At 75.0% G+C, this 19,485-nt stretch carries 18 protein-coding genes; 10 read left to right on the top strand and 8 right to left on the bottom strand.

The annotated features are described in order from the left end of the window. The first annotated feature begins 17 nt into the window (after nucleotides 1–17). Complete coding sequence (locus ACFQBR_RS32015) at nucleotides 18–1,211, top strand: lycopene cyclase family protein (RefSeq protein ID WP_344183969.1); 1,194 nt, start codon at nucleotides 18–20, stop codon at nucleotides 1,209–1,211. A 10-nt stretch (nucleotides 1,212–1,221) separates the two neighbouring features. On the opposite strand, the gene ACFQBR_RS32010 is transcribed toward ACFQBR_RS32015, so the two are convergent. Further along, nucleotides 1,222–2,259 carry a MerR family transcriptional regulator gene (locus tag ACFQBR_RS32010; RefSeq protein ID WP_344183970.1) on the bottom strand — a complete coding sequence of 346 codons (1,038 nt, stop codon included), beginning with the start codon at nucleotides 2,257–2,259 and terminating at the stop codon, nucleotides 1,222–1,224. Between the two features lie 91 nt (nucleotides 2,260–2,350). On the opposite strand from ACFQBR_RS32010, the gene ACFQBR_RS32005 reads away from it, so the two are divergent. The 3 genes from ACFQBR_RS32005 to ACFQBR_RS31995 all read left to right on the top strand — a co-directional run bounded on the left by ACFQBR_RS32005 (nucleotide 2,351) and on the right by ACFQBR_RS31995 (nucleotide 6,669). Next, on the top strand, nucleotides 2,351–2,857 hold the full coding sequence (locus ACFQBR_RS32005; RefSeq protein WP_344183971.1) for a DUF4383 domain-containing protein: 507 nt from the start codon (nucleotides 2,351–2,353) through the stop codon (nucleotides 2,855–2,857). Then, nucleotides 2,854–4,341, top strand: a complete 1,488-nt coding sequence (locus ACFQBR_RS32000; RefSeq protein ID WP_344183972.1) for an SDR family oxidoreductase — start codon at nucleotides 2,854–2,856, stop codon at nucleotides 4,339–4,341. The genes ACFQBR_RS32005 and ACFQBR_RS32000 overlap by 4 nt, the downstream gene beginning before the upstream one ends. Before the next feature lie 144 nt (nucleotides 4,342–4,485). Continuing rightward, nucleotides 4,486–6,669 carry an MMPL family transporter gene (locus ACFQBR_RS31995; RefSeq protein ID WP_378554944.1) on the top strand — a complete coding sequence of 728 codons (2,184 nt, stop codon included), beginning with the start codon at nucleotides 4,486–4,488 and terminating at the stop codon, nucleotides 6,667–6,669. A gap of 225 nt (nucleotides 6,670–6,894) precedes the next feature. On the opposite strand, the gene ACFQBR_RS31990 is transcribed toward ACFQBR_RS31995, so the two are convergent. Together ACFQBR_RS31990 and ACFQBR_RS31985 are read right to left on the bottom strand one after the other, a co-directional pair. Next, nucleotides 6,895–7,686 (bottom strand): aminotransferase class IV family protein, encoded by a 792-nt coding sequence (locus ACFQBR_RS31990; protein ID WP_344183974.1) that lies wholly within the window; start codon nucleotides 7,684–7,686, stop codon nucleotides 6,895–6,897. A gap of 155 nt (nucleotides 7,687–7,841) precedes the next feature. After that, a complete protein-coding gene (locus ACFQBR_RS31985; RefSeq protein WP_267948471.1) occupies nucleotides 7,842–8,549 on the bottom strand; it encodes a GntR family transcriptional regulator in 708 nt (235 codons plus the stop codon). A gap of 298 nt (nucleotides 8,550–8,847) precedes the next feature. Here ACFQBR_RS31985 and ACFQBR_RS31980 point away from each other — a divergent pair, with 298 nt between their 5' ends. The 5 genes from ACFQBR_RS31980 to ACFQBR_RS31960 all read left to right on the top strand — a co-directional run bounded on the left by ACFQBR_RS31980 (nucleotide 8,848) and on the right by ACFQBR_RS31960 (nucleotide 13,558). Continuing rightward, the gene (locus ACFQBR_RS31980; RefSeq protein ID WP_344183975.1) at nucleotides 8,848–10,098 is read left to right on the top strand and encodes an NRAMP family divalent metal transporter; all 1,251 of its coding nucleotides are present in this window, start codon (nucleotides 8,848–8,850) and stop codon (nucleotides 10,096–10,098) included. 216 nt (nucleotides 10,099–10,314) lie between these two features. Then, nucleotides 10,315–11,100 carry a LamB/YcsF family protein gene (locus tag ACFQBR_RS31975; RefSeq protein ID WP_344183976.1) on the top strand — a complete coding sequence of 262 codons (786 nt, stop codon included), beginning with the start codon at nucleotides 10,315–10,317 and terminating at the stop codon, nucleotides 11,098–11,100. 106 nt (nucleotides 11,101–11,206) lie between these two features. After that, on the top strand, nucleotides 11,207–11,863 hold the full coding sequence (locus ACFQBR_RS31970; protein WP_267948474.1) for a 5-oxoprolinase subunit B family protein: 657 nt from the start codon (nucleotides 11,207–11,209) through the stop codon (nucleotides 11,861–11,863). Then, on the top strand, nucleotides 11,860–12,720 hold the full coding sequence (locus tag ACFQBR_RS31965) for a 5-oxoprolinase subunit C family protein (RefSeq protein WP_344183977.1): 861 nt from the start codon (nucleotides 11,860–11,862) through the stop codon (nucleotides 12,718–12,720). Before ACFQBR_RS31970 ends, ACFQBR_RS31965 begins: the two co-directional genes overlap by 4 nt. Before the next feature lie 55 nt (nucleotides 12,721–12,775). Further along, complete coding sequence (locus ACFQBR_RS31960; protein ID WP_344183978.1) at nucleotides 12,776–13,558, top strand: putative hydro-lyase; 783 nt, start codon at nucleotides 12,776–12,778, stop codon at nucleotides 13,556–13,558. Nucleotides 13,559–13,586: 28 nt separating this feature from the next. Here the strand turns inward: ACFQBR_RS31960 and ACFQBR_RS31955 are convergent, their stop codons facing one another. The 4 genes from ACFQBR_RS31955 to ACFQBR_RS31940 all read right to left on the bottom strand — a co-directional run bounded on the left by ACFQBR_RS31955 (nucleotide 13,587) and on the right by ACFQBR_RS31940 (nucleotide 18,056). Beyond that, the gene (locus ACFQBR_RS31955) at nucleotides 13,587–14,231 is read right to left on the bottom strand and encodes a hypothetical protein (RefSeq protein ID WP_344183979.1); all 645 of its coding nucleotides are present in this window, start codon (nucleotides 14,229–14,231) and stop codon (nucleotides 13,587–13,589) included. Nucleotides 14,232–14,338: 107 nt separating this feature from the next. After that, nucleotides 14,339–14,947, bottom strand: coding sequence for a hypothetical protein (locus ACFQBR_RS31950; RefSeq protein WP_267948478.1), 609 nt, complete (start codon nucleotides 14,945–14,947; stop codon nucleotides 14,339–14,341). 359 nt (nucleotides 14,948–15,306) lie between these two features. After that, complete coding sequence (gene dctA / locus ACFQBR_RS31945) at nucleotides 15,307–16,824, bottom strand: C4-dicarboxylate transporter DctA (protein ID WP_352986051.1); 1,518 nt, start codon at nucleotides 16,822–16,824, stop codon at nucleotides 15,307–15,309. A 263-nt stretch (nucleotides 16,825–17,087) separates the two neighbouring features. Further along, nucleotides 17,088–18,056: an arsenic resistance protein gene (locus ACFQBR_RS31940; RefSeq protein ID WP_344183981.1), complete on the bottom strand. Its 969-nt coding sequence runs from the start codon at nucleotides 18,054–18,056 to the stop codon at nucleotides 17,088–17,090. Nucleotides 18,057–18,165: 109 nt separating this feature from the next. Here ACFQBR_RS31940 and ACFQBR_RS31935 point away from each other — a divergent pair, with 109 nt between their 5' ends. Next, nucleotides 18,166–18,564 (top strand): GNAT family N-acetyltransferase, encoded by a 399-nt coding sequence (locus ACFQBR_RS31935; RefSeq protein WP_344183982.1) that lies wholly within the window; start codon nucleotides 18,166–18,168, stop codon nucleotides 18,562–18,564. A gap of 73 nt (nucleotides 18,565–18,637) precedes the next feature. On the opposite strand, the gene ACFQBR_RS31930 is transcribed toward ACFQBR_RS31935, so the two are convergent. Further along, nucleotides 18,638–19,465, bottom strand: a complete 828-nt coding sequence (locus ACFQBR_RS31930; protein WP_344183983.1) for a Rossmann-fold NAD(P)-binding domain-containing protein — start codon at nucleotides 19,463–19,465, stop codon at nucleotides 18,638–18,640. Nucleotides 19,466–19,485: the final 20 nt, after the last annotated feature.

The raw sequence follows: 19,485 nt of genomic DNA, 5'->3' as shown, positions 1-19,485 counted from the left end.
AGGGGCATGCTGGGGGCATGGCCGACTACGACGTGGCGATCATCGGCGGGGGAGCCGCTGGGCTCACCCTGACCCACCGGCTCCGCGGTATCAACGACCGGCGCGGCCGTCCGCTGCGTGTCGCTCTCGTGGAGCCGCCGCCGGGTCCGCACACCCCGCCGCCGCGCACCTGGTGCTTCTGGGAACCGGACGGGGGGCCGTGGGACGGCCTGCTGGCCGCCCGCTGGGACCGGTTGTCCGTGGTCGGGGCGGACGGGGAGGTCCACTCCTCCCCGGCCGCGCCCTACGTCTACAAGATGCTCCGGTCGGCCGACGTGGACGCGCACGTGCGCGCCACGGCCGGCGAGCACGTGGACCAGCTCCCGCTCCTGGTGACCGGTGTCCGGGACGGGAGGGGGGAGGCGGTGGTCGAGGGGGACCGGCCGGACGGCGGGGCGGCGGCCCTCACTGCGGAGTGGGTGTTCGACTCCCGGCCGCCCCGGGACGCCCCGCGCGGGCGCACCCACCTGCTCCAGCACTTCCGGGGCTGGTTCGTGCGCGCCCCCGGGGACGCCTTCGACCCCGGGGCGGCCGTGCTGATGGACCTGCGCCCGGCCCAGCCGGCGAACGGGGTCGCCTTCGGCTACGTGCTGCCCCTGTCCTCGCGCGAGGCCCTGGTGGAGTACACGGAGTTCGGCCGGGAGGCGCTCACGACCGAGGAGTACGAGCGCGCGCTCGGCCGGTACTGCGACCTGCTCGGGCTGTCCGGCCTGGAGGTGACGGCGGCGGAGCAGGGGGTCATCCCGATGACCGACGCGCCGGTCCGGACCCGGGCCGGGAACCGCGTGTTCCGGGTGGGCACGGCCGGGGGCGCCACCCGGCCGTCGACCGGCTACACGTTCAGCGGGGTGCGGCGGCAGGCGGAGGCGGTGGCCCGCGCGCTCGCGGAGGGGCGGGTGCCCGTGCCGCCGGTGCCGCACCGGCGCCGCCACCTGGTGATGGACGCGGTCATGCTGAGGGCCCTGGACACCGGCCGGGTCCGGGGCGCGGAGTTCTTCTCCGGGCTGTTCGCGGCCAACCGCCTCGGGGACGTGCTGGCCTTCCTCGACGGCGGCTCGCGCCTGCACCGGGAGCTGGCCATGGGCCTGAGCACGCCCGTCGCGGCGATGTCCCTGACGACGGCCGAACACGTCTGGCACTCCCTGCGCGCGGGTCCGGCCCGCCGCCCCTGACCCGGCGGCGTCACGGTCCCCGGGGGCCGGGCGCGGGCGGGGGCCCGCCCGGGGCGAGCACCCGCACGGCGTCGGCCAGGGAACCGAGGTGGCCGTCGGCCGGTGCCGGGCCCGCGTCCACGGAGCGCCACCCCGGCCCAGCCGTGTACACGGCCGTGGACTGCGTGGTCGCCGATGCCGCCCGCAGCGTGCTCCGGAGCGCGACGGCGTCGGCCGTCCCGCCCCCGCGGCACCACAGCACGACGGCCCGGGGCCCGGTGCGGCGCACCGCCCGCACGGTCGCCTCCACCGGGGTGCACGGGCCGAGCATCCGGTGGGGCGTGCCCCGCTCCCGGAGCGCGGCGGCCAGCGCCTCCACCGGGAGGCAGTGCATCTCGTGCGGCCCGCAGGCGAGTACGGTCGGCCGGACGCGCGCCGCGGCCCCCGCCTCCCCGTCCCCGCGGTCCCGCCCCCGGGGAGGCGGGACGCGGCGCAGGGCGGAGGACACGCACCACGAGAGCAGGTGCTCGACCTCCACGTAGCGGAGGGTGTCCTCCCACTTGCGGCCCATCCCGTACAGCAGGGGCATGGCGAGCTCCTCCCAGGCCGCCACCACGCCGTGCCGCTCCAGTGCCTCCTCCAGGAGGGCCTCGACCAGGTCGGCGTCGAGGCGCATCGCGGCGCGGGCGATCCCCTGGAGGGTGGGACCGGCGCGGCCGAGCGGAAGGGTGTCCCCTCCCGGGCGCCAGGCCGGGCGGTCCCCCGGGACGGCGGAGCCCGCTCCTGCGTCCCCCTCCCGGCCGGCGCGCGGGTGCGCGGCGCTCCGCGGTGCGGGCACGGGAGGGGCCGGGGCGAGCGCCAGGCGTGCGGCCGAGGCCGGGGGGAGTCCCTCGCCGACCAGGCGGCACAGCTCCCGGAGCCGGGCGACGTCGGCGGGGGCGTAGCGCCGGTGGCCGCCCGGACTGCGCTCACGGGGGCCGATCCCGTACCTGCGGTCCCAGCTGCGCAGGGTGGAGGGGGCGACCCCGAGAAGGCGGGCGGTCGCCCCGGGAGTGAGTGCGTCGGACATGGCGCCCCAAGCGTTGCGAAAGCGACGCGACTTGTGGTGTGCGCCACTCACACATGACTCTAGCTGGGAGGACACCGAAAGGGGCAGCACCATGGATCTGGACACGACACGTCCCGCGGACCGCCGTCTCAGCGCGGTCTACAGGGTCGGGGCCGGGCTCACGGGCCTCGTGCTCGTCGGCTTCGGGATCGCGGGCCTGATGGTCAGGCTTCCGCTGTTCGACACCCGGGGCGAGGTGATCGCGGGCCTGTCGACCAACGGCGCGCTCAGCTTCCTCTCGATCGCGATCGGCTCTCTGCTGCTGGGCGCCGCCGTCCTGGGCGGCTCCTTCGCCTCGACCGTCTGCACGGTGGTGGGGGTCGGGTTCGTGGCCAGCGGACTGGTCAACCTGTACCTCATGAGCGCGGGGCCCAACATCCTGGCGTTCTCGATGCCCAACGTCATCTTCAGCCTCGTGGTCGGCCTCATGGTGATGACCTTCGGCATGTACGGCCGTGTCGGCGGCCACCTGCCCGGTGACAACCCGTACCGCAGGCTCCGCGAGGAACGGCGCGAGCGCCGCCGCCGCGACCGCGGGACGCTCGGGGCGACCGGATGACGCCCTCCCACCGGACCCTGGTCACGGGCGCGACCGGGTACATCGGCGGGCGGCTCGTGCCCGAACTGCTCGAGGCGGGGCACGCCGTCCGCTGCCTCGTGCGCACCCCGGGCAAGCTCCGCGACGTCGACTGGCGGAGCGGGGTCGAGGTCCTGCGGGGGGACGTCGTCTCCGGCGACGGCCTGGAGGGGGCGCTGGAGGGCATCGACACGGCCTACTACCTGGTCCACTCGATGGGGGGAGGGCGCGACTTCGGGAGCGCCGACGCGGAGGGCGCCCGCAACTTCGCCCGGGCGGCCGAGCGGGCCGGCGTGCGGCGGCTGGTCTACCTGGGCGGGCTCGTTCCCGAGGAGGGGGACCTGTCCGCGCACATGGCCTCGCGCACGGAGGTGGGCGACGTCTTCCTGGAGTCGCCGGTGCCCGCCGCGGTGCTCCGCGCGGCGGTGATCATCGGCTCGGGTTCGGCCTCCTTCGAGATGCTGCGCCACCTCACCGAGCGCCTTCCGGTCATGACGACGCCCCGGTGGGTGCGCAGCCGGGTGCAGCCGATCGCCGTGAGGGACGTGCTGAGGCTGCTCGTGGAGTCGGCGGAGCTGCCGGAGGGCGTCGACCGCACCTTCGACATCGGGGGCCCGGAGGTCCTGACCTACGCGGGGATGATCCAGCGCTTCGCGGGGGTCGCCGGCATCGCCGCACGGGTGATCATCCCCGTGCCCGTGCTCTCCCCGGGCCTGTCCAGCCTGTGGGTCGGCCTGATCACGCCCGTGCCGCCCGTGATCGCCCGTCCGCTGGTGGACTCCCTGCGCCACGACGCCGTCGCGGGGGAGGACGACCTGTCGGAGTACCTGGACGACCACCACCGGATCGGCTTCGACGAGGCCGTGCGGCTCGCGCTGAGGAGGGTGGACGAGTCCCGGGTGGACACGCGGTGGTCGTCGGCGGCCTGGCCGAGCGCCCCGTCCGACCCGCTGCCGACGGACCCGGACTGGGCCGGGGGCAGCCTCTACACCGACGTCCGGGCACGGTACGTCGACGCCGGGACCGGGGACGTGTGGCGGGTGATCGAGGGGATCGGCGGCGAGAACGGCTGGTACTCGTGGCCCCTGGCCTGGGCGGCGCGGGGGTGGATCGACCTGGCCGTGGGCGGGGTGGGCCCCCGGCGGGGGAGGCGCGACCCCTCCCGGCTGAGGGTGGGCGACCCACTGGACTTCTGGAGGGTCGAGGAGGTCGTGCCGGGGTCCCTGCTGCGCCTGAGGGCGGAGATGCGGCTCCCCGGCCCCGCCTGGCTGGAGATGGGGGTCGGGCGGGTGGAGGGGCGCACGGTCTACCACCAGAGGGCGCTCTTCCACCCCCGGGGACTCCTCGGCCACCTGTACTGGAAGGCCGTAACACCGTTCCACGGGATCGTGTTCGGGTCGATGGCCGCCAACATCGCCGCCCGTGCGGAGGCGGTGGCCCGGACGGAGAAGGCCGGGACCGGCTGACCCGCTGCTCGGTCGGCCGGTCCGGCGGTGCTGGGCGGGAGGCGCCTCGCGGCGGGCACCGTGTCTCTTGTGCGCAAAATTGACTCGAAAAACAAGATACTCTAATTTCGAGTCGAACATCGGAGCAACGGAAGGACCCGTCCCGTGCGCAAGGACAACGGCCGGCCACGCCGCCGCCCCCGCTGGTGGGCGGGGGCGGCGCTGCTGATCACCCTCGTGTGGCTGTTCGGCGCAGGCCCCCTCGGCATGTTCCTGGGCAGGCTCGGCGAGGTGCAGACCAACGACCCCGGGGCGTTCCTGCCGGTGGGCGCCGAGTCCACCGAGGTCTCCGAGATCGCCGAGGGGTTCGACCGCGAGGAGGCCGTCCCGGCGGTGGTCGTCTACTCGGGGGGCGGTGACATCGCCGAGGACGACCTGGCCGCCATCGCCGGGGTCGGGGAGCGGGTGGCCGGCGAACCCTGGGCCGCCGGCCCGGTGATCGGACCCTTCCCCGGAACGGAGGACCCCTCCGTCGCCCAGTTCACCGTGGCGATCGACCCGGGGCACGACACCGGCGACGCGGTCGCCGAGCTCCGCGCGCTCCTCGCCGACGACCCGGTCCCCGGGCTCCAGGCACAGGTCACCGGCCCGGCCGGGTACGCGGCCGACCTCACCGCGGCCTTCGGCGGCATCGACTCGACCCTGCTCGTCGTGGCGGTCTCCGCCGTCCTGGTCATCCTCGTGGCCGTCTACCGGTCGCCCCTGCTGCCGGTCCTGGTCGTCCTCGCCTCCCTGCTGGCCCTCGGCCTGTCCGGGGCGCTCGTCTACCTGGCCGCGGACACCGGGCTGGTCAGCCTCAACGGGCAGAGCCAGGGCATCCTGTTCATCCTGGTCGTCGGTGCGTGCACCGACTACGCGCTCCTCCTCGTGGCCCGCTACCGGGAGGAGCTCACCACGCGCGAACGCGTCCCCGAGGCCGTCCTGGCCGCGGTGCGCGGAGTGACCGGGCCGGTCCTGGCCTCCGGGGGGACCGTCATCCTCGGCCTGCTCTGCCTGCTTGCGGCCGACCTGGCGTCCACCCGCAGCCTGGGACCGGTCGTGGCCATCGGCGTCGCCGCGGCCCTGTTCTCCGCCATGACCTTCCTGCCCGCCGTGCTCGCCCTCTGCGGAAGGGCGGTCTTCTGGCCGTCCGCCCCGCGCCGGCCCGGTGACGGCGCGGCGGCCGGGGACGGGCCGGGGGAGGAGGGCCTCGACGCGGTCATCGCGAGGCACCGCTTCTGGGGCCGGATCGCCGGAACGGTCTCGCGCCGTCCCCGCGCCTACTGGATCGGTACCACCGTCCTGCTGGCGGCGGCGGCCGTGTTCGCCCCCCAGTTCGACGCCGGGGGAACCGGCCAGTCCGAGGTGTTCCGCACGCAGGTCGAGGCGGTCGAGGCCCAGGAGGAGCTCACCCGGGGCTTCGGTCCCACCAGTGGGGCGGCCCCCGCCCTCGTGGTCGCCGACGCCGACCGGCTCGACGAGGTCGTCGCCGCCGCGGAGGACCTCCCCGAGGTGGAGGAGGCGGTCGCGGTGACCGAGCCCGGACCGCCCGGGGCCGACGCCCCGCCGCTGGTGGAGGACGGGCGCGTCCTGGTCGAGGTGACCCTCTCCGTTCCCCCGGAGTCGTCCGAGGCGGTCTCCGCCGTCGGCGGCCTCCGCGACGCCCTGCGGGGGGTCGAGGGCGCCGACACCCTGGTCGGCGGTGTGACCGCCACCGACCTGGACACCCTGGAGACCGCCCAGCGCGACTTCGCCGTGGTCGTCCCCCTCGTCCTGGTCGTGGTCTTCCTCGTCCTGATCCCGCTGCTGCGCTCCCTGGTGGCTCCGCTGCTGCTGATGGCGGCCAACGTGCTGTCCTTCGCCGCCGCGCTCGGCGTGGGCACGCTGGTCTTCGAGCACCTGCTCGGCCTGCCCGGAGCGGACCCGGTGGTCCCGCTGTTCGCGTTCGTGTTCCTCGTCGCGCTGGGCATCGACTACAGCATCTTCCTGATGTCCCGGGCCAGGGAGGAGACCCTGGTCCACGGGCACCGGGAGGGCGTGCTGAGGGCGCTCACCGTCACGGGGGGCGTGATCACGTCGGCCGGGGTGGTCCTGGCCGTGACCTTCGCGGCGCTGGCGGTGATCCCGCTGCTGTTCCTGCTCCAGCTCGCGTTCCTGGTGGCGTTCGGCGTGCTCGTGGACGCCCTGATCGTCCGCACCCTGCTGGTGCCCGCGCTGTCCCTGGACGTGGGACCGCGTGTGTGGTGGCCGGGGCGGGCCGGCAGGCCGGCCGTGGCCGCCGGGACCGCCCCGGCGGACCGGCGGGGATAGGGTCCGCGGTCTCCGGGCCCCGGGGCTCCCCGGGGCCCGGAGACCGGTGGGGGCGGACGGCCGCCGGAGGTCCCCGCCGGTTCGTGGCCGGCCGGGACCGGTGCCGGCCGGGCGTGGGGGACCCCGGCCCGGACGGTCCTGTACCCCTGGCCGGTGTCGGAGCCCGGCCTCGCCCGCAGCGCAGGACCGCGGGGGAGGGGCCGCGCGCCCCTCGGTCCCCGACGGCTAGAGGGCGTCGCCGGGGATGGCGCGGTAGGCGTCGGCCAGTCTGCGGATCAGGGCCGACTGCGGCAGGTGGACCCCGTCGATGGAGGTGACCGGCCGCACGCCCGTGGCGGCGTTGGTGACGAAGGCCCCCGACACGCGGGTGCTCGCGGCCCCGGCGACGGGCCGGGTGGACACGGGGATCCGCAGGGAGTCGGCGGCGCGGTCCACCAGGCGGGCCGTCACCCCGGGCAGGCAGGGGGCCTGGGGCCACACCACGCCGCCGCCGTCCAGGAACGCGATGTTCCAGGTGGGGCCCTCCGACACGCGCCCGTCGACCCCGGTGAAGAGGGCGTCGTCGAACCCGTCCAGCTGGGCCGAGCGCCGCTGGCGGATCGCCCCGAACATCCCGGTGCCCTTGACCCGGGGGGTGTCCCGGGCGAACAGCCGGGTGCCCAGGCGGAGCGGCGCCGGGGGCCCGTCCGGGGCCGGGGCCGGCCGGGTGGTGACCAGGATCTGCGGAGGCCGCCGCGAGGCCGGGCGGGCGAGGTCCATGCCGGGGTCGAACACCGTCACCCGTACCACGGAGGGCGACGGGTGCGCGCGTGCCGACCTCCGGGCCAGTTCGCGGACCCGGAGGACGTCCAGCTCGGTGCCGAACAGGGTCCGGCAGTCCCGGGTCAGCCGCTCCATGTGCAGGTCGAGGCCGCGCACCCGCAGGTCGGTGACGAGCATGGTCGTGAAGTGGCCGTACCCGTACAGGGCGAGGCCCGCGATTTCCCCGGTGCCGACGGGGCGTCCGTTCAGTTCCATCGGGTCCTCATTCTGGCACTTCGGGACCTCCGTCACGCGGTTTTCCCGAGACCTGTGGACAATTCATCCCAAGTCGGCGGCGGTCCGAGGCTGTCCGGGGGGACTCGGATCCCCGCCCCCGGAGGCGCCGGGGGCGGGCGGCACCGGGGCGTGGTTCAGGCGTCCCGCTCCCGGGCGGTGAAGGCCGTGACGAGCTGGTGCTCGGAGGTGTCGAGGTAGGCGGCCAGCTCGTCGGCGGCCCCCGTCACGTCCCCCGCGGCCAGCAGGGTGTGGATGCGCCGGTTCCAGTCCAGGTAGGGGGCGTGGAACTCGCGGGGGGCGTCCATGACGTGGAAGACGAGGCGGGTCTCGGCGAGCACCTGGCTCATGAACTCGTTGACCCGGGCGCTCCCTGCGAGCCCGGCCAGGGCCTGGTGGAAGCGCATGTTGGCGGTGCCCATCTCCTTCCACCGCTCCCGGTCGCGGGCGGCCTCGCCCTCGTCCACGGCGGAGCCGACCGCGCGCACGGCCTCCTCCCCGGGGCGTACCGCGCCCCGCAGTGCGGGGAGTTCGAGGACGCGGCGCGTCCTGAACAGGTCGCGGACGTCTTCGCTGGTGGGGTGGGCGACGAACACTCCCCGGTGCATCTGGTGCACGAGCAGGCGCTCGCGGACCAGCAGCCGGAAGGCCTCGCGGAGGGTGTTGCGGGAGACGCCGAGCTCCTCGCACAGCCTCTCCTCGGAGAGGCGCTGCCGCGGGGGGTAGGCGCCGTCGATGAGGGACTCGCGGAGCAGTTCGGCGACACGCTCGGCCTGGGTGGGCAGCGGTGGCAGGGGGCGCCTGCGGCCGGGGGTCCGGTCGGTGTGGGCGTCCGTGGCCGTCACATGTGCTCCTCGGGGGTGCGTTCGGTTACTCCATTGTGACCGACCCGCCGGTCCTCCGGGGAGGCGGGTCTTCCAAGGCATCCGTTCGTCGGATGAATGGACCTATTACTGGCGGGCTTGTGGAACACCCCTGGGGCGTAGAGGGCTGAGTGTGGTCCTCTGTAACAGCAGTGACCTGGGATTTTTGCTTACGCCACCTTTACTCGTCTCGTAGGATTGAAGTATTGTTCAACAATCCAACGACGGCGTGGTCGATCATCGCGCCACGGCACGCTTCTCGCACTCCCTGGAGAGTCCCATGGGCGACACGCCCCCCGCGCCCCCCAAGGTGCGCCCCCGGCTCGGGCGGATCACGGTGAGCAGCACCCTGCTCGGTGCGATGTTCCTCATGGCCACCAGCGCCATCGGTCCCGGTTTCATCACCCAGACCACGACCTTCACCGCGCAGCTCGGCGCGACCTTCGCGTTCGCGATCCTCCTGTCGATCCTCGTCGACATCGCCGTCCAGCTGAACATCTGGAGGGTCATCGGCGTCGCCGACATGCGCGCGCAGGACCTGGCCAACAAGGTGCTGCCCGGCGCGGGCTACCTCCTGGCCGCCCTGATCGTCTTCGGCGGCCTGATCTTCAACGTCGGCAACCTCGCGGGCACGGGCCTCGGCCTGGACGCCATGCTCGGGTTCGACCCGAGGATCGGCGCCGTCCTCTCCGCGCTCCTGGCCGTCGTCATCCTCGGCGTGAAGAAGCTGGGCGTCGCCCTCGACCGCATCCTGATCGTCCTCGGCGTCGGGATGATCGCCCTGACCCTGTACGTCGCGATCGTCTCCCGGCCCCCGGTCGGCGAGGCCCTGCGCCAGTCCGTCATGCCGGACCAGCTCGGCACGGACGTCTTCCTCGCCGCCGTCACCATCATCGGCGGCACCGTCGGCGGCTACATCACCTACGCGGGCGTCCACCGCCTCGTCGAGGCGGGCCAGGGCGGCCAGGAGAACGCCGGCGCCATCACCAAGACCTCCGTCACCGGCATCATCGTCACCGGCGTCATGCGGGTCCTGCTCTTCCTCGCCATCCTCGGCGTCGTCAGCGGCGGCGCCGCCATCATGGAGGCCCCCAACCCCTCGGCCGAGGCCTTCTACCAGGCCGCGGGCGAGGCCGGCATGCGCCTGTTCGGCATGATCATGTGGGCCGCCGCGGTCAGCTCCGTCATCGGCGCCTCCTACACCTCGATCTCCTTCGTGACGACCTTCCACCCCTGGCTGCAGAAGCGCCGCGGTGTCCTGGTCACGGTGTTCATCGGCATCTCGCTGGCGATCTTCCTGCTGTCGGGCCAGGCCCCGAACACGCTGCTGATCCTCGCCGGCGCGCTCAACGGCGTCATCCTCCCGGTCGGCCTCGGCATCATGCTGTGGGTCGCGGCCCGCCGCTCCCACGACCTCCTGGGCGGTTACCGCTACCCGCGCTGGCTGATCGCGATCGGCGCGGCCGCCTGGCTGCTCACCGTGTACATGGCCGTCAACTCCCTGGGCGGCATCGCCGCCCTCTGGCAGTAGAGACCCGGGGGGCGCGGCGCGGCGAGGGCCCGCCGCGCCCCCCGTTCCACCCCCCCTGCGCCGTCAGGTCCGGGACTCGCGGACCGGACGGGGTAGGAGCCCCGTGAGGGGCCCGCACAGTACGGCAGTGCCGAGGGGCGGCGGGCGCCGCGGGCGCGGAGGCGCGCGCGGTCCGGACGCCCCGGCAGGCACGAAGAAGAACGAGGAGCACCGACGTTGCGCATCGACCTCAACTCCGACCTCGGCGAGAGCTTCGGCCGCTGGGAGCTCGGTGACGACCGGGCCCTGCTGTCCGTCGTGACCAGCGCCAACGTCGCCTGCGGCTTTCACGCCGGGGACCCGAGCGTGCTGCGCCGCACCACGGCCGACGCCAAGGAGCGGAGCGTGGCCGTCGGCGCGCACGTCGGCTACCGGGACCTCGCCGGGTTCGGCCGCCGCTTCGTCGACGTCCCGCCCGCCGACCTCACCAACGACGTCGTCTACCAGCTGGGCGCCCTGGCGGCGTTCACCCGGCTGGCCGACGACCGCATCCGCTACGTCAAACCGCACGGCGCCCTCTACAACACGATCGTGCACCACGAGCAGCAGGCCGCCGCCGTCGTCGAGGCCGTCCGCGCCTTCGACCCCGGCCTGCCCGTGCTCGGCCTGCCCGGGTCCCGCTTCCTCGCCCTGGCGGAGGAGGCCGGGCTGCGCACCTACCGGGAGGCCTTCGCCGACCGCGCGTACACCCCCGAGGGCGTCCTGGTGTCCCGCCGCGAACCCGGAGCCGTGCTCCACGACCCCGCCGCGATCGCCGAGCGCTGCCTGCGGATCGCCCGCGGCCTGCCGGTCGAGGCGATCGACGGGACGGAGATCGTGATCGCCGCCGACTCCCTGTGCGTGCACGGCGACAGCCCCGGCGCGGTGGAGATCGCCCGCGCCGTCGCGGACCGGCTCCGCTCCGCCGGGGTCGCCGTCGCGCCGTTCACCCGGGAGGCCCCGGCCGCCCCGGAGGACGCGTGACCGTTCCCGCCCGGGGAGGTGCGCACGCGGGGGCGTGCGCACCTCTTCGCGCGAAGACGGCCTGCTGCCGCCGGCAGGTCCGCCACCACCAGGTTGAGGAGTCTTGTTGCGTGTCCTGAAGTGTGCCGACAGCGGGGTGCTCGTGGAGGTCGGGGACCTGGCCGAGGTGATGGCCCTGCGCTCCGCGCTCGAGGCGCACCCCGTCCCCGGCGTCACCGACGTCGTCCCGGCCGCCCGCACCGTGCTGCTGCGGATCGAACCCGGCACACCTCCGGAGGGGATCGCCTCGGCGGTCCGCGCGCTGTCCCCGGCGCCGGGGGCGGAGCGGGCGGCCGGTGACGCGGTCACCATCCCCGTCGTCTACGACGGCGAGGACCTCGACGACGTCGCCGAGCTGACCGGGCTCACCCGGGACGGCGTGGTCAGGGCGCACACCGCGGCCACATGGACCGTCGCCTTCTGCGGTTTCGCGCCGGGGTTCGGCTACATGGTCTGCGACGACCCGCGCCTCCACGTCCCCCGCAGGAGCGAGGCCCGCACCCGGGTCCCGGCCGGCTCGGTCGCGCTCGCCGGCGAGTTCACCGGGGTGTACCCGCGGAGCTCCCCGGGGGGCTGGCAGCTGCTCGGCAGGACCGGGGCCAGGGTCTGGGACCTGGACCGCGAACCGCCCGGCCTGCTCCGGCCCGGGGTCCGCGTGCGCTTCACGGACGCGGGATCCCCGGACGCCGGCGCGGACGCGCGGACGGGGGCGACGGCGTCATGAGCGCTCTGGAGATCATCGCCACCGGGCCCCTGACCACGGTGCAGGACACGGGCCGGTTCGGCCACGCCGACCTGGGCGTGGGCCGCTCCGGCGCCGCCGACGCGGCCTCCTACGCCCTCGCCAACAGGCTGCTCGCCAACCCGGAGGGCGCCGCGGCGCTGGAGGCGACCCTGGGCGGGCTGCGCGTGCGGGCCCGGGGAGCGGTGACGGTCGCCGTCACGGGCGCCGAGGCGCCGCTGTCGGTGGACGGGCGCGGCGCCGCCGCGAACACGGTCCTGCACCTGCCCGACGGCGCGGAGCTCACCATGGGCATGCCCTCCCGGGGCCTGCGCACCTACCTGGCCGTGCGCGGCGGCGTGGACGTCCCGCCGGTCCTCGGCTCGCGCAGCACCGACGTGCTCGCCGGGCTCGGACCGGAGGCGCCCGCGCCGGGCGCGGTGCTGCCGGTGGGACCGGCCCCCCCCGGCTTCCCCCGCGTCGACCACGCGGCCGTCGCACCCGTCGGCGGGCCCGAGGCGACCCTCCGGGTCGACCTGGGCCCCCGCGAGGACTGGTTCACCGACGACGCGATCGCCACGCTCCTCTCCGGCGAGTACGAGGTGACCTCCCGCAGCGACCGGGTGGGGGCCCGGCTGTCCGGCCCCGTCCTCGAACGCGCGCCCTCGCGCTCCGGCGAGCTCCCGAGCGAGGGCATGGTCGTGGGCTCCCTCCAGGTACCGCCCGGCGGGGAGCCGGTGCTGTTCCTCGCCGACCACCCCGTCACGGGCGGCTACCCGGTGGTGGCCGTCGTGCGCACGGCGGACCTGCCCAAGGCCGCGCAGGCCCGCCCCGGAAGCCGGATCCGGTTCGCCCTGTGAGGCGGGTCCGGGACCGCGGTACTCCCACAGGCCAGAACGAGAGGCAGGAGACACCATGACCCCACCGGCGGAACTCTCACCGAGCCGGGCGCGCGCCCTCTTCAGGGGCGGGCTGAAGGCGCCCACCTCCGGGTACAGCCCGGGGTACGCGCAGGCCAACCTCATCGCGCTGCCGCGCGAGGACGCGTTCGACTTCCTGCTGTTCGCGCAGCGCAACCCGAAGTCCTGCCCGATCCTGGACGTCACGGAGCCGGGGCAGGTGGACGCGTCGGTGTTCGACGGCGACCTGCGCACCGACCTGCCCGCCTACCGCGTGTACCGCGACGGCGCGCTGGTGGAGGAGCGCACCGACGTCACCGACCTGTGGCGGGACGACCTCGTCGCCTTCCTCATCGGGTGCAGCTTCACGTTCGAGACGCCGCTCCTGGAGGCCGGGGTCCCGGTCCGCCACATCGAGGCGGGCAGCAACGTGGCCATGTACGCGACCAACCGGGAGTGCCGCCCGGCCGGTCGCTTCCGGGGCCCGCTCGTCGTCTCCATGCGGCCGATCCCCGCCCACCAGGTCGCCGACGCGGTCCGCATCACCTCGCGGTACCCGGCGGTGCACGGTGCGCCTGTGCACGTCGGCGACCCGGCGGCGCTGGGGATCACGGACCTGGACAGGCCCGACTACGGCGACGCGGTCGAGGTGCGCCCGGGCGAGATCCCCGTCTTCTGGGCCTGCGGGGTGACCCCGCAGGCCGCGGTGACCGCGTCCGCGCCCGAGTTCGCGATCGGACACGCTCCCGGCCACATGGCGATCACCGACGTCAGGGACTCCTCCTACCAGGTCCCGTAGTCCGCCGGCCGTTCCGGGGCCGGCGGGGTCAGCGGTTCGGGGGAGGCCCGGGGTCCCGTGGCGTCCCGGGCCCGCGCCTGCCGCCCCCGCCCGGAGCCGGGGGCGCCCGGTCCGGCGTGGGGCGGCCGCGGTCGGTCTGCTCACCGCGGATGACGCCCTCGCGCGGGGGCGCGCCGTCGCGTCCCCGCTCGCGGGTGCTGTCGGACCGGTTCGCCCGCGAGGACGCCCGTCCACCGGGCACCACGTCGACGGTGACCGGCAGGACCGCGGTGTGCGCGGCGAGGGTCGCCGGGTCCACGTAGGCGGCTTCGAGGGCGGTGACGGTGGCGGGTCCCGGGCAGGACAGGCCGGGGACCTCCAGGCGCAGGAGGAGGCGCCGGCCCTCCCCGGAGCGGAAGTCGCCGAGCTCGACCACGAGCGACCCGTCGGGCAACCGGCGGGACGGAGTCCCCCCGACGACCCGGGCGCCGCTCAGGCGGGGGCCGACCGGTACGCGCAGGGACACGGCCCGGGCGGTCCCGGCCGGGGGGTACCCGGCCTCCCGGGCGACGGGGGCGCACGCCGTGTCGGGGTCCTCCGCGCGCCCGGGCGCGGTGATGTCGAGCAGGACGGACACGGTGGCGTCGGAGTCCAGGGGGACGGAGTCGGGGTCCAGAAGGGCGGAGAGGCGCATGTCGGCTCCCGGTGGGTCGGTGGCGTCCCCAGCGTAGGCACGGGCGCCGGCGTCCGCCCGGCCCGCCCGGGCCGCCGTGGCACGCGGCCGGGGCCGGGGCGGGCGGGTCAGAACCCGCGCAGCCCCAGACGCCGCAGCTCCAGGCCGGCCAGCGCGTCGACGGCCCTCCGGTCGTCGGCGTGCCACGCGCCCGCCGGGTCCTCGTGCACGCCGACGAGCCTCGACGGCGCCACCGACGCCAGAGCGCGCAGGGCCAGGAGCCGAGAGCGGGCCTCAGGGGCGAGTCCGCGCAGCCGCCGGGTGGCGCCGGCCTGGCGCACCCAGCGGACCCGGGCGGGCAGCCACGTCGCCGCGACCAGCAGCAGGGGGAGCGAGACGGTGAGCAGCGGAAGGGTCAGCGCCAGCGACGCCACCGACTCCCGGAAGGAGTCGCCCGCGGAGGCCAGGGACTCCCCGGTCCCGCTCATGCCGGTGAACGGGGCGGCGAGCGCCTCCCCGGCGACGGGCACCCTCCGGGCCTGCTCGGCGGCGCCGGCCATGTGCTCGGTGAACCCCCGGCCGGTGTCCTCCAGCAGTTCGCCGGGACGGTCCAGGGCCAGGACGGTCTCGCGCAGCGACAGCGCCGCGCGGACCCAGACGTAGACCCAGGCCAGGACGAGCACGTCGGAGGCGATCTGGACGAACGCGCGCACGGGGTGGTCGGCGTACAGCTTCACGGGGACTCCCGGGGGGTAGGGGGCGGTCGCGGGTCGGGACCCACGGTTGCGCGTTACCCGCTTCCGGGGCCGTTCGCACCGGTCGGCGCCGATTCCCCGTGCGCCGGCCGCCCTCCCGGTGGACGGTCCCGGCCCTGAGGGGCGGCAGGCCGCCCCGGGCCGGTGCGCGGACGCGCCGGACCGGGGGCGGGCGCAGCGGCTCGCCCCCGGTCCGGACACGGGTCCGCCCCGGGCGGACCCGTGCGGTCACGGGGTCCCGCCCGGGGCGGTGGGAAACGGTGTCGGAGCGAGGGCTCGGGAGGCGCCGCGACACCGCGGCGGGCCGGTTGCGGTCCCGGGAGGGCCGGCCCGCCCTGTGGCTAGCCGCCCTTGACCTCCGCGGGGGTGCGGTCCCCGCCCTCGCCGCCCACGGCCGCCCCGGCCGTGGCGGTCGCCTCGGCGGCGGGCGCCGCGTCGGCCCCCTCGGCGTCGGCGGACCCGGTCGCCGTGGAGCCGTCCTCCCGGGCGCGGGCCGCGGCCCCCTCCTCGGCGTCGTAGCTCATCAGGGCGTCCATGTCGATGGTGTTCGGCCTGTCCAGGACCTCCCGCAGGCGGTCGCGGTCCAGGCCGCCGGTCCAGCGGGCGATGACCAGGGTGCCGACGGCGTTGCCGATCAGGTTGGTCAGCGAGCGGGCCTCGGACATGAAGCGGTCGATGCCGACGATGAGCGCGATGCCCGCGAGCGGGATGACGTCGCCGAAGGCGGCCAGCGAGGCGGCCAGGGTGACCAGGCCGGCGCCGCTGACGCCCGCAGCGCCCTTGCTGGAGAGCAGCATGAACAGCAGGAGGCCGATCTGCGTCCACACGGAGATGTCGGAACCGGTCGCCTGGGCGATGAAGATGGCGCCCATGGTCATGTAGATCGCGGTGCCGTCCAGGTTGAACGAGTACCCGGTCGGGATGGTCAGGCCGACCACGGACTTCTTGACGCCCGCGGCCTCCAGCTTGACCAGCATGCGCGGCAGGACCGACTCGCTGGAGGAGGTGCCCAGCACGATCAGCAGCTCGTCGCGGATGAGGCGCAGCACCTTGAACAGGCTGAACCCGGCCAGGCGGCTGACGATCCCGAGGACCACCACGATGAACAGCACACAGGTGATGTAGAAGCTGATCATGAAGTAGGCGAGGCTGCCGAGCACCTGGCCGCCGTACTCGCCGATCGTGAAGGCCATGCCGCCGAACGCGCCGAGCGGCGCGGTGTACATGACGATCTTGATGACGCCGAACATGACGTGCGACATCGTGTCCAGGGCGCGGACCGCGGTCTGGCCGCGCTTGCCCAGCATGGTGAGGGCGCAGGCGACCAGCACGGCCAGGACGAGGACCTGGATGAGCTGGCCGTCGACGAAGGCCCCGAAGAAGGATTCGGGCACCATGTGCAGGATGAAGCCGGAGATGCCGCCCTCGGCGCCCTCCGCGGCGGCGATGGTGTCGGCCGCGTCGGCCTCGTCGAACGACATGTTCAGGCCGGCGCCCGGACGCATGATGTTGACGGTGACCAGGCCGATGGCGAGGGCGATCACGGTCAGCGCGGTGAAGTACACGAGCGTGCGCAGGGCGAGCCCGCCGGCCTTGGCGAGGTTGCCGAGGCTGGCGATGCCGACCACGACGGTACAGAAGATCGTCGGCGCGATGACGACCTTGACGAGCTTGATGAACAGGTCCGCGAGCCAGCGCATCTCGGCGCCCTGGGCCGGGAAGAGCAGGCCGACGGCGATGCCGAGGGCGATGCCGACGAGCACCCAGAAGTAGAGGTGGCGGTAGATGGGCTTCTTGGGCGGGGCCGGTGCCTTGTCGGCGCCCTGCCCTGCTGTGGCGGCGCGTCCGAAACTCGGCATGGCCTCTCCTTCAGGGTCCTGTGTGGCGGGTCACAGGAACTTTCGCCGAGGTGTGTTCGGGGGCCAAGTCACGCGGGGGAAACTTAAGATTTACCTGACATTCGATCACGCTCTGTCATGCTTTGCGACGCCTTGGTTAACTTTGCGTAGCCAACGCGGGTCGGTTCCTGGGCGCGGGCGTGCCCCGTTCCGGGGTGTCGGCCGGTGCGCGCCCCGTTCACCTGCGAGGACGGGGCGGCCGGGGCGGGGAGACGGCCCGGGGCTCAGGTTCCGGGCGCGTCGGCTCGCGGGCGCACCCGCACGAGCTGGGAGAGCAGGGCCAGCACCGGCAGTTCCAGGAGCGGGCCGGCCACCAGCGCCACCGCGACGAGCGGCCGGTCGGGGAAGGCCGCCACGGCGATCGCCAGCGCGATCGGCGAGTTGCGCGCCGCGGTCGTCATGACCAGCGTGACCCGCTGGTCGGGGGGAAGGCGCAGCAGGCGCGACGCGAGCAGGGCCGCCGACGGCGCGACGACGAAGAACAGGACCAGGGGAGGGACCAGGCCCGCCAGGTCGCCCAGGTGGGAGGCGACCGTACGCGCCTGCCAGGCGAACATGGCGAGCACCGCCGCGTACAGCAGCGGGAGCACCGCGCGGGAGGCCCGGGGCGCCATGACGCCGTCCCGCCAGGCGGCGCCCCTCCACCTGCGGGCCGCCCACCGGGCGGCCACCGCCAGGACCAGGGGGACCACCAGGACCAGCAGGACCGCCTCCACCAGGGTCCCCGTGTCCACCATCGCCGCGTCGCCGCCGAGGAGCAGCACGTACACGGGCAGCAGCAGGAGTTGGAGGACCAGGTTCACCGGCAGCACCGCCGCGGCCATGCCCATGTGGCCCCGGGCCAGGCCGGTGAACACCAGGTACCAGTCCGTGCACGGGGTGACCAGCAGCAGGAGGAGGCCGATCCGCAGGTCGGGCGAGTCGCCGAGCAGCCCGGCGCCCAGGGCGCCCGCGAGCAGCGGCGTGAACACGAAGTTGAGCACGAGGCCGGCGGCGACGGCGGAGCGCGCGGAGTGCGCCTCCCGCACCTGGCCGGCGTCGACCTGCACGAACACCGCCGTCAGCATCAGCATCAGGGCGGGCAGCACGAGGTGCCCGGCCGCCCCGCCGACCGGCAGCAGCAGGCCCAGGCCCAGCCCGCCCAGCGCGGCCATCGCCACGAACACACTCTGGAACTTCTCTGACGTGGACACGCGGCGGCTTCCTGGTGGGCGGGACGGGCGTGTCCACGCTAGTCGCCGCACGCCTCCCAGGGGTTTCCCGCCCCCTGCGGCGCGACGCCCCTCCGCTAGGATCACGCGGATGACCGTGGAGCACATCTGGCGCGGAGCCTTCGACAACGCCGAGGTCGACGCCCTCCACGCCCGAGGGTTCGGGTACGCGCCCGGGGACGCGGCGGACGTGTGGGGGCGCGTCAACGACCACAGCCTTGGCTGGGTGTGCGCCCGCCGGGGGGACGAGCTCGTCGGCTTCGTCAACGTGGTCTGGGACGGGGGCGTCCACGCGTTCGTCCTGGACACCGTGACCGACCCGCGCCTGCGACGCGCCGGGATCGGCGCCGGGCTGGTGCGCCTCGCCACCGAGCGGGCCCGGGAGGCCGGGTGCCGGTGGCTGCACGTGGACTTCGAGCCGCACCTGGAGCCCTTCTACCTCCGGGCGTGCGGGTTCGCCCCCACCCGGGCGGGCCTCATCGCCCTGTGAACGGGGGGCGGACGACGCCGGGCCGCGCCCGGGGCCCGGAGGGACGTCCCGTGTCCGCGGGCGGGTGCCAGCGTCACCCGCTCCACGCCCCGGCGCGCGCGGCACGGCGGGCGTATGCGTCGAACCCCGTGGCCGGTCGGCCCAGCGCCCGCTCCACGCCGTCCGCCGGGGTGGAGTTGCGGCCGTCCAGGATCTCCCCGAAGAGGGCCGCCAGGCCCCGTGCCACCTCGACGGGTACCCCGGCCCCGACGGCTCCGGCGACGAACTCCTCCTCCGTGACCTCGAGGTAGGCGACGGGGCGTCCGGAGGCCCCGCCCACGATCCGGGCGGCCTCGGTGAACGTGACGGCCTCCGGGCCGGTCAGCTCGTACAGCACCCCCGCGTGGCCGTCCGAGACCAGCGCCCGCACCGCGACCTCCGCGACGTCGTCGAGGTCGACGAAGGGCTCGGGCACGTCGGGGACGGGCAGCGCCACGGTACCGTCCATGACCGACCCCAGCAGGAAGCTCTCGGAGAAGTCCTGGGCGAACACCGAGCAGCGCAGCACCGTCAGCCCGGGGAACACCCGGCGGACGGCCTCCTCCGCGGCCCGGGCCCCCTCCTCCCCGCGGCCGGAGAGCAGGACCATGCGTCGCGCTCCCCGCTCCGCCGCGCGGGCGGCGAACGCGGAGACGGCCCGCTCCGCCCCCGGGAAGGCGAGGTCGGGGTGGAAGCACAGGTAGACGGACGTGACGTCGTCGAGGACGGCGTCCCAGGTGGCGGCGTCGTGCCAGTCGAAGGCGGGGGCGCCCGCGCGGGAACCGACCCGGACGTGTGCGCCGAGGCGGCGGAGGAGGGAGGTGACGCGGCGGCCGGTCATGCCGGTGCCGCCGGTGACGAGGACGGTGTCGTTCGTGTTCATGGCCCCAGTCCACCACGGCA

It is taken from the genome of Nocardiopsis tropica, assembly GCF_042660575.1.
Taxonomy (GTDB): domain Bacteria; phylum Actinomycetota; class Actinomycetes; order Streptosporangiales; family Streptosporangiaceae; genus Nocardiopsis; species Nocardiopsis tropica.
This window is presented reverse-complemented; position numbering and strand designations above follow the sequence as displayed.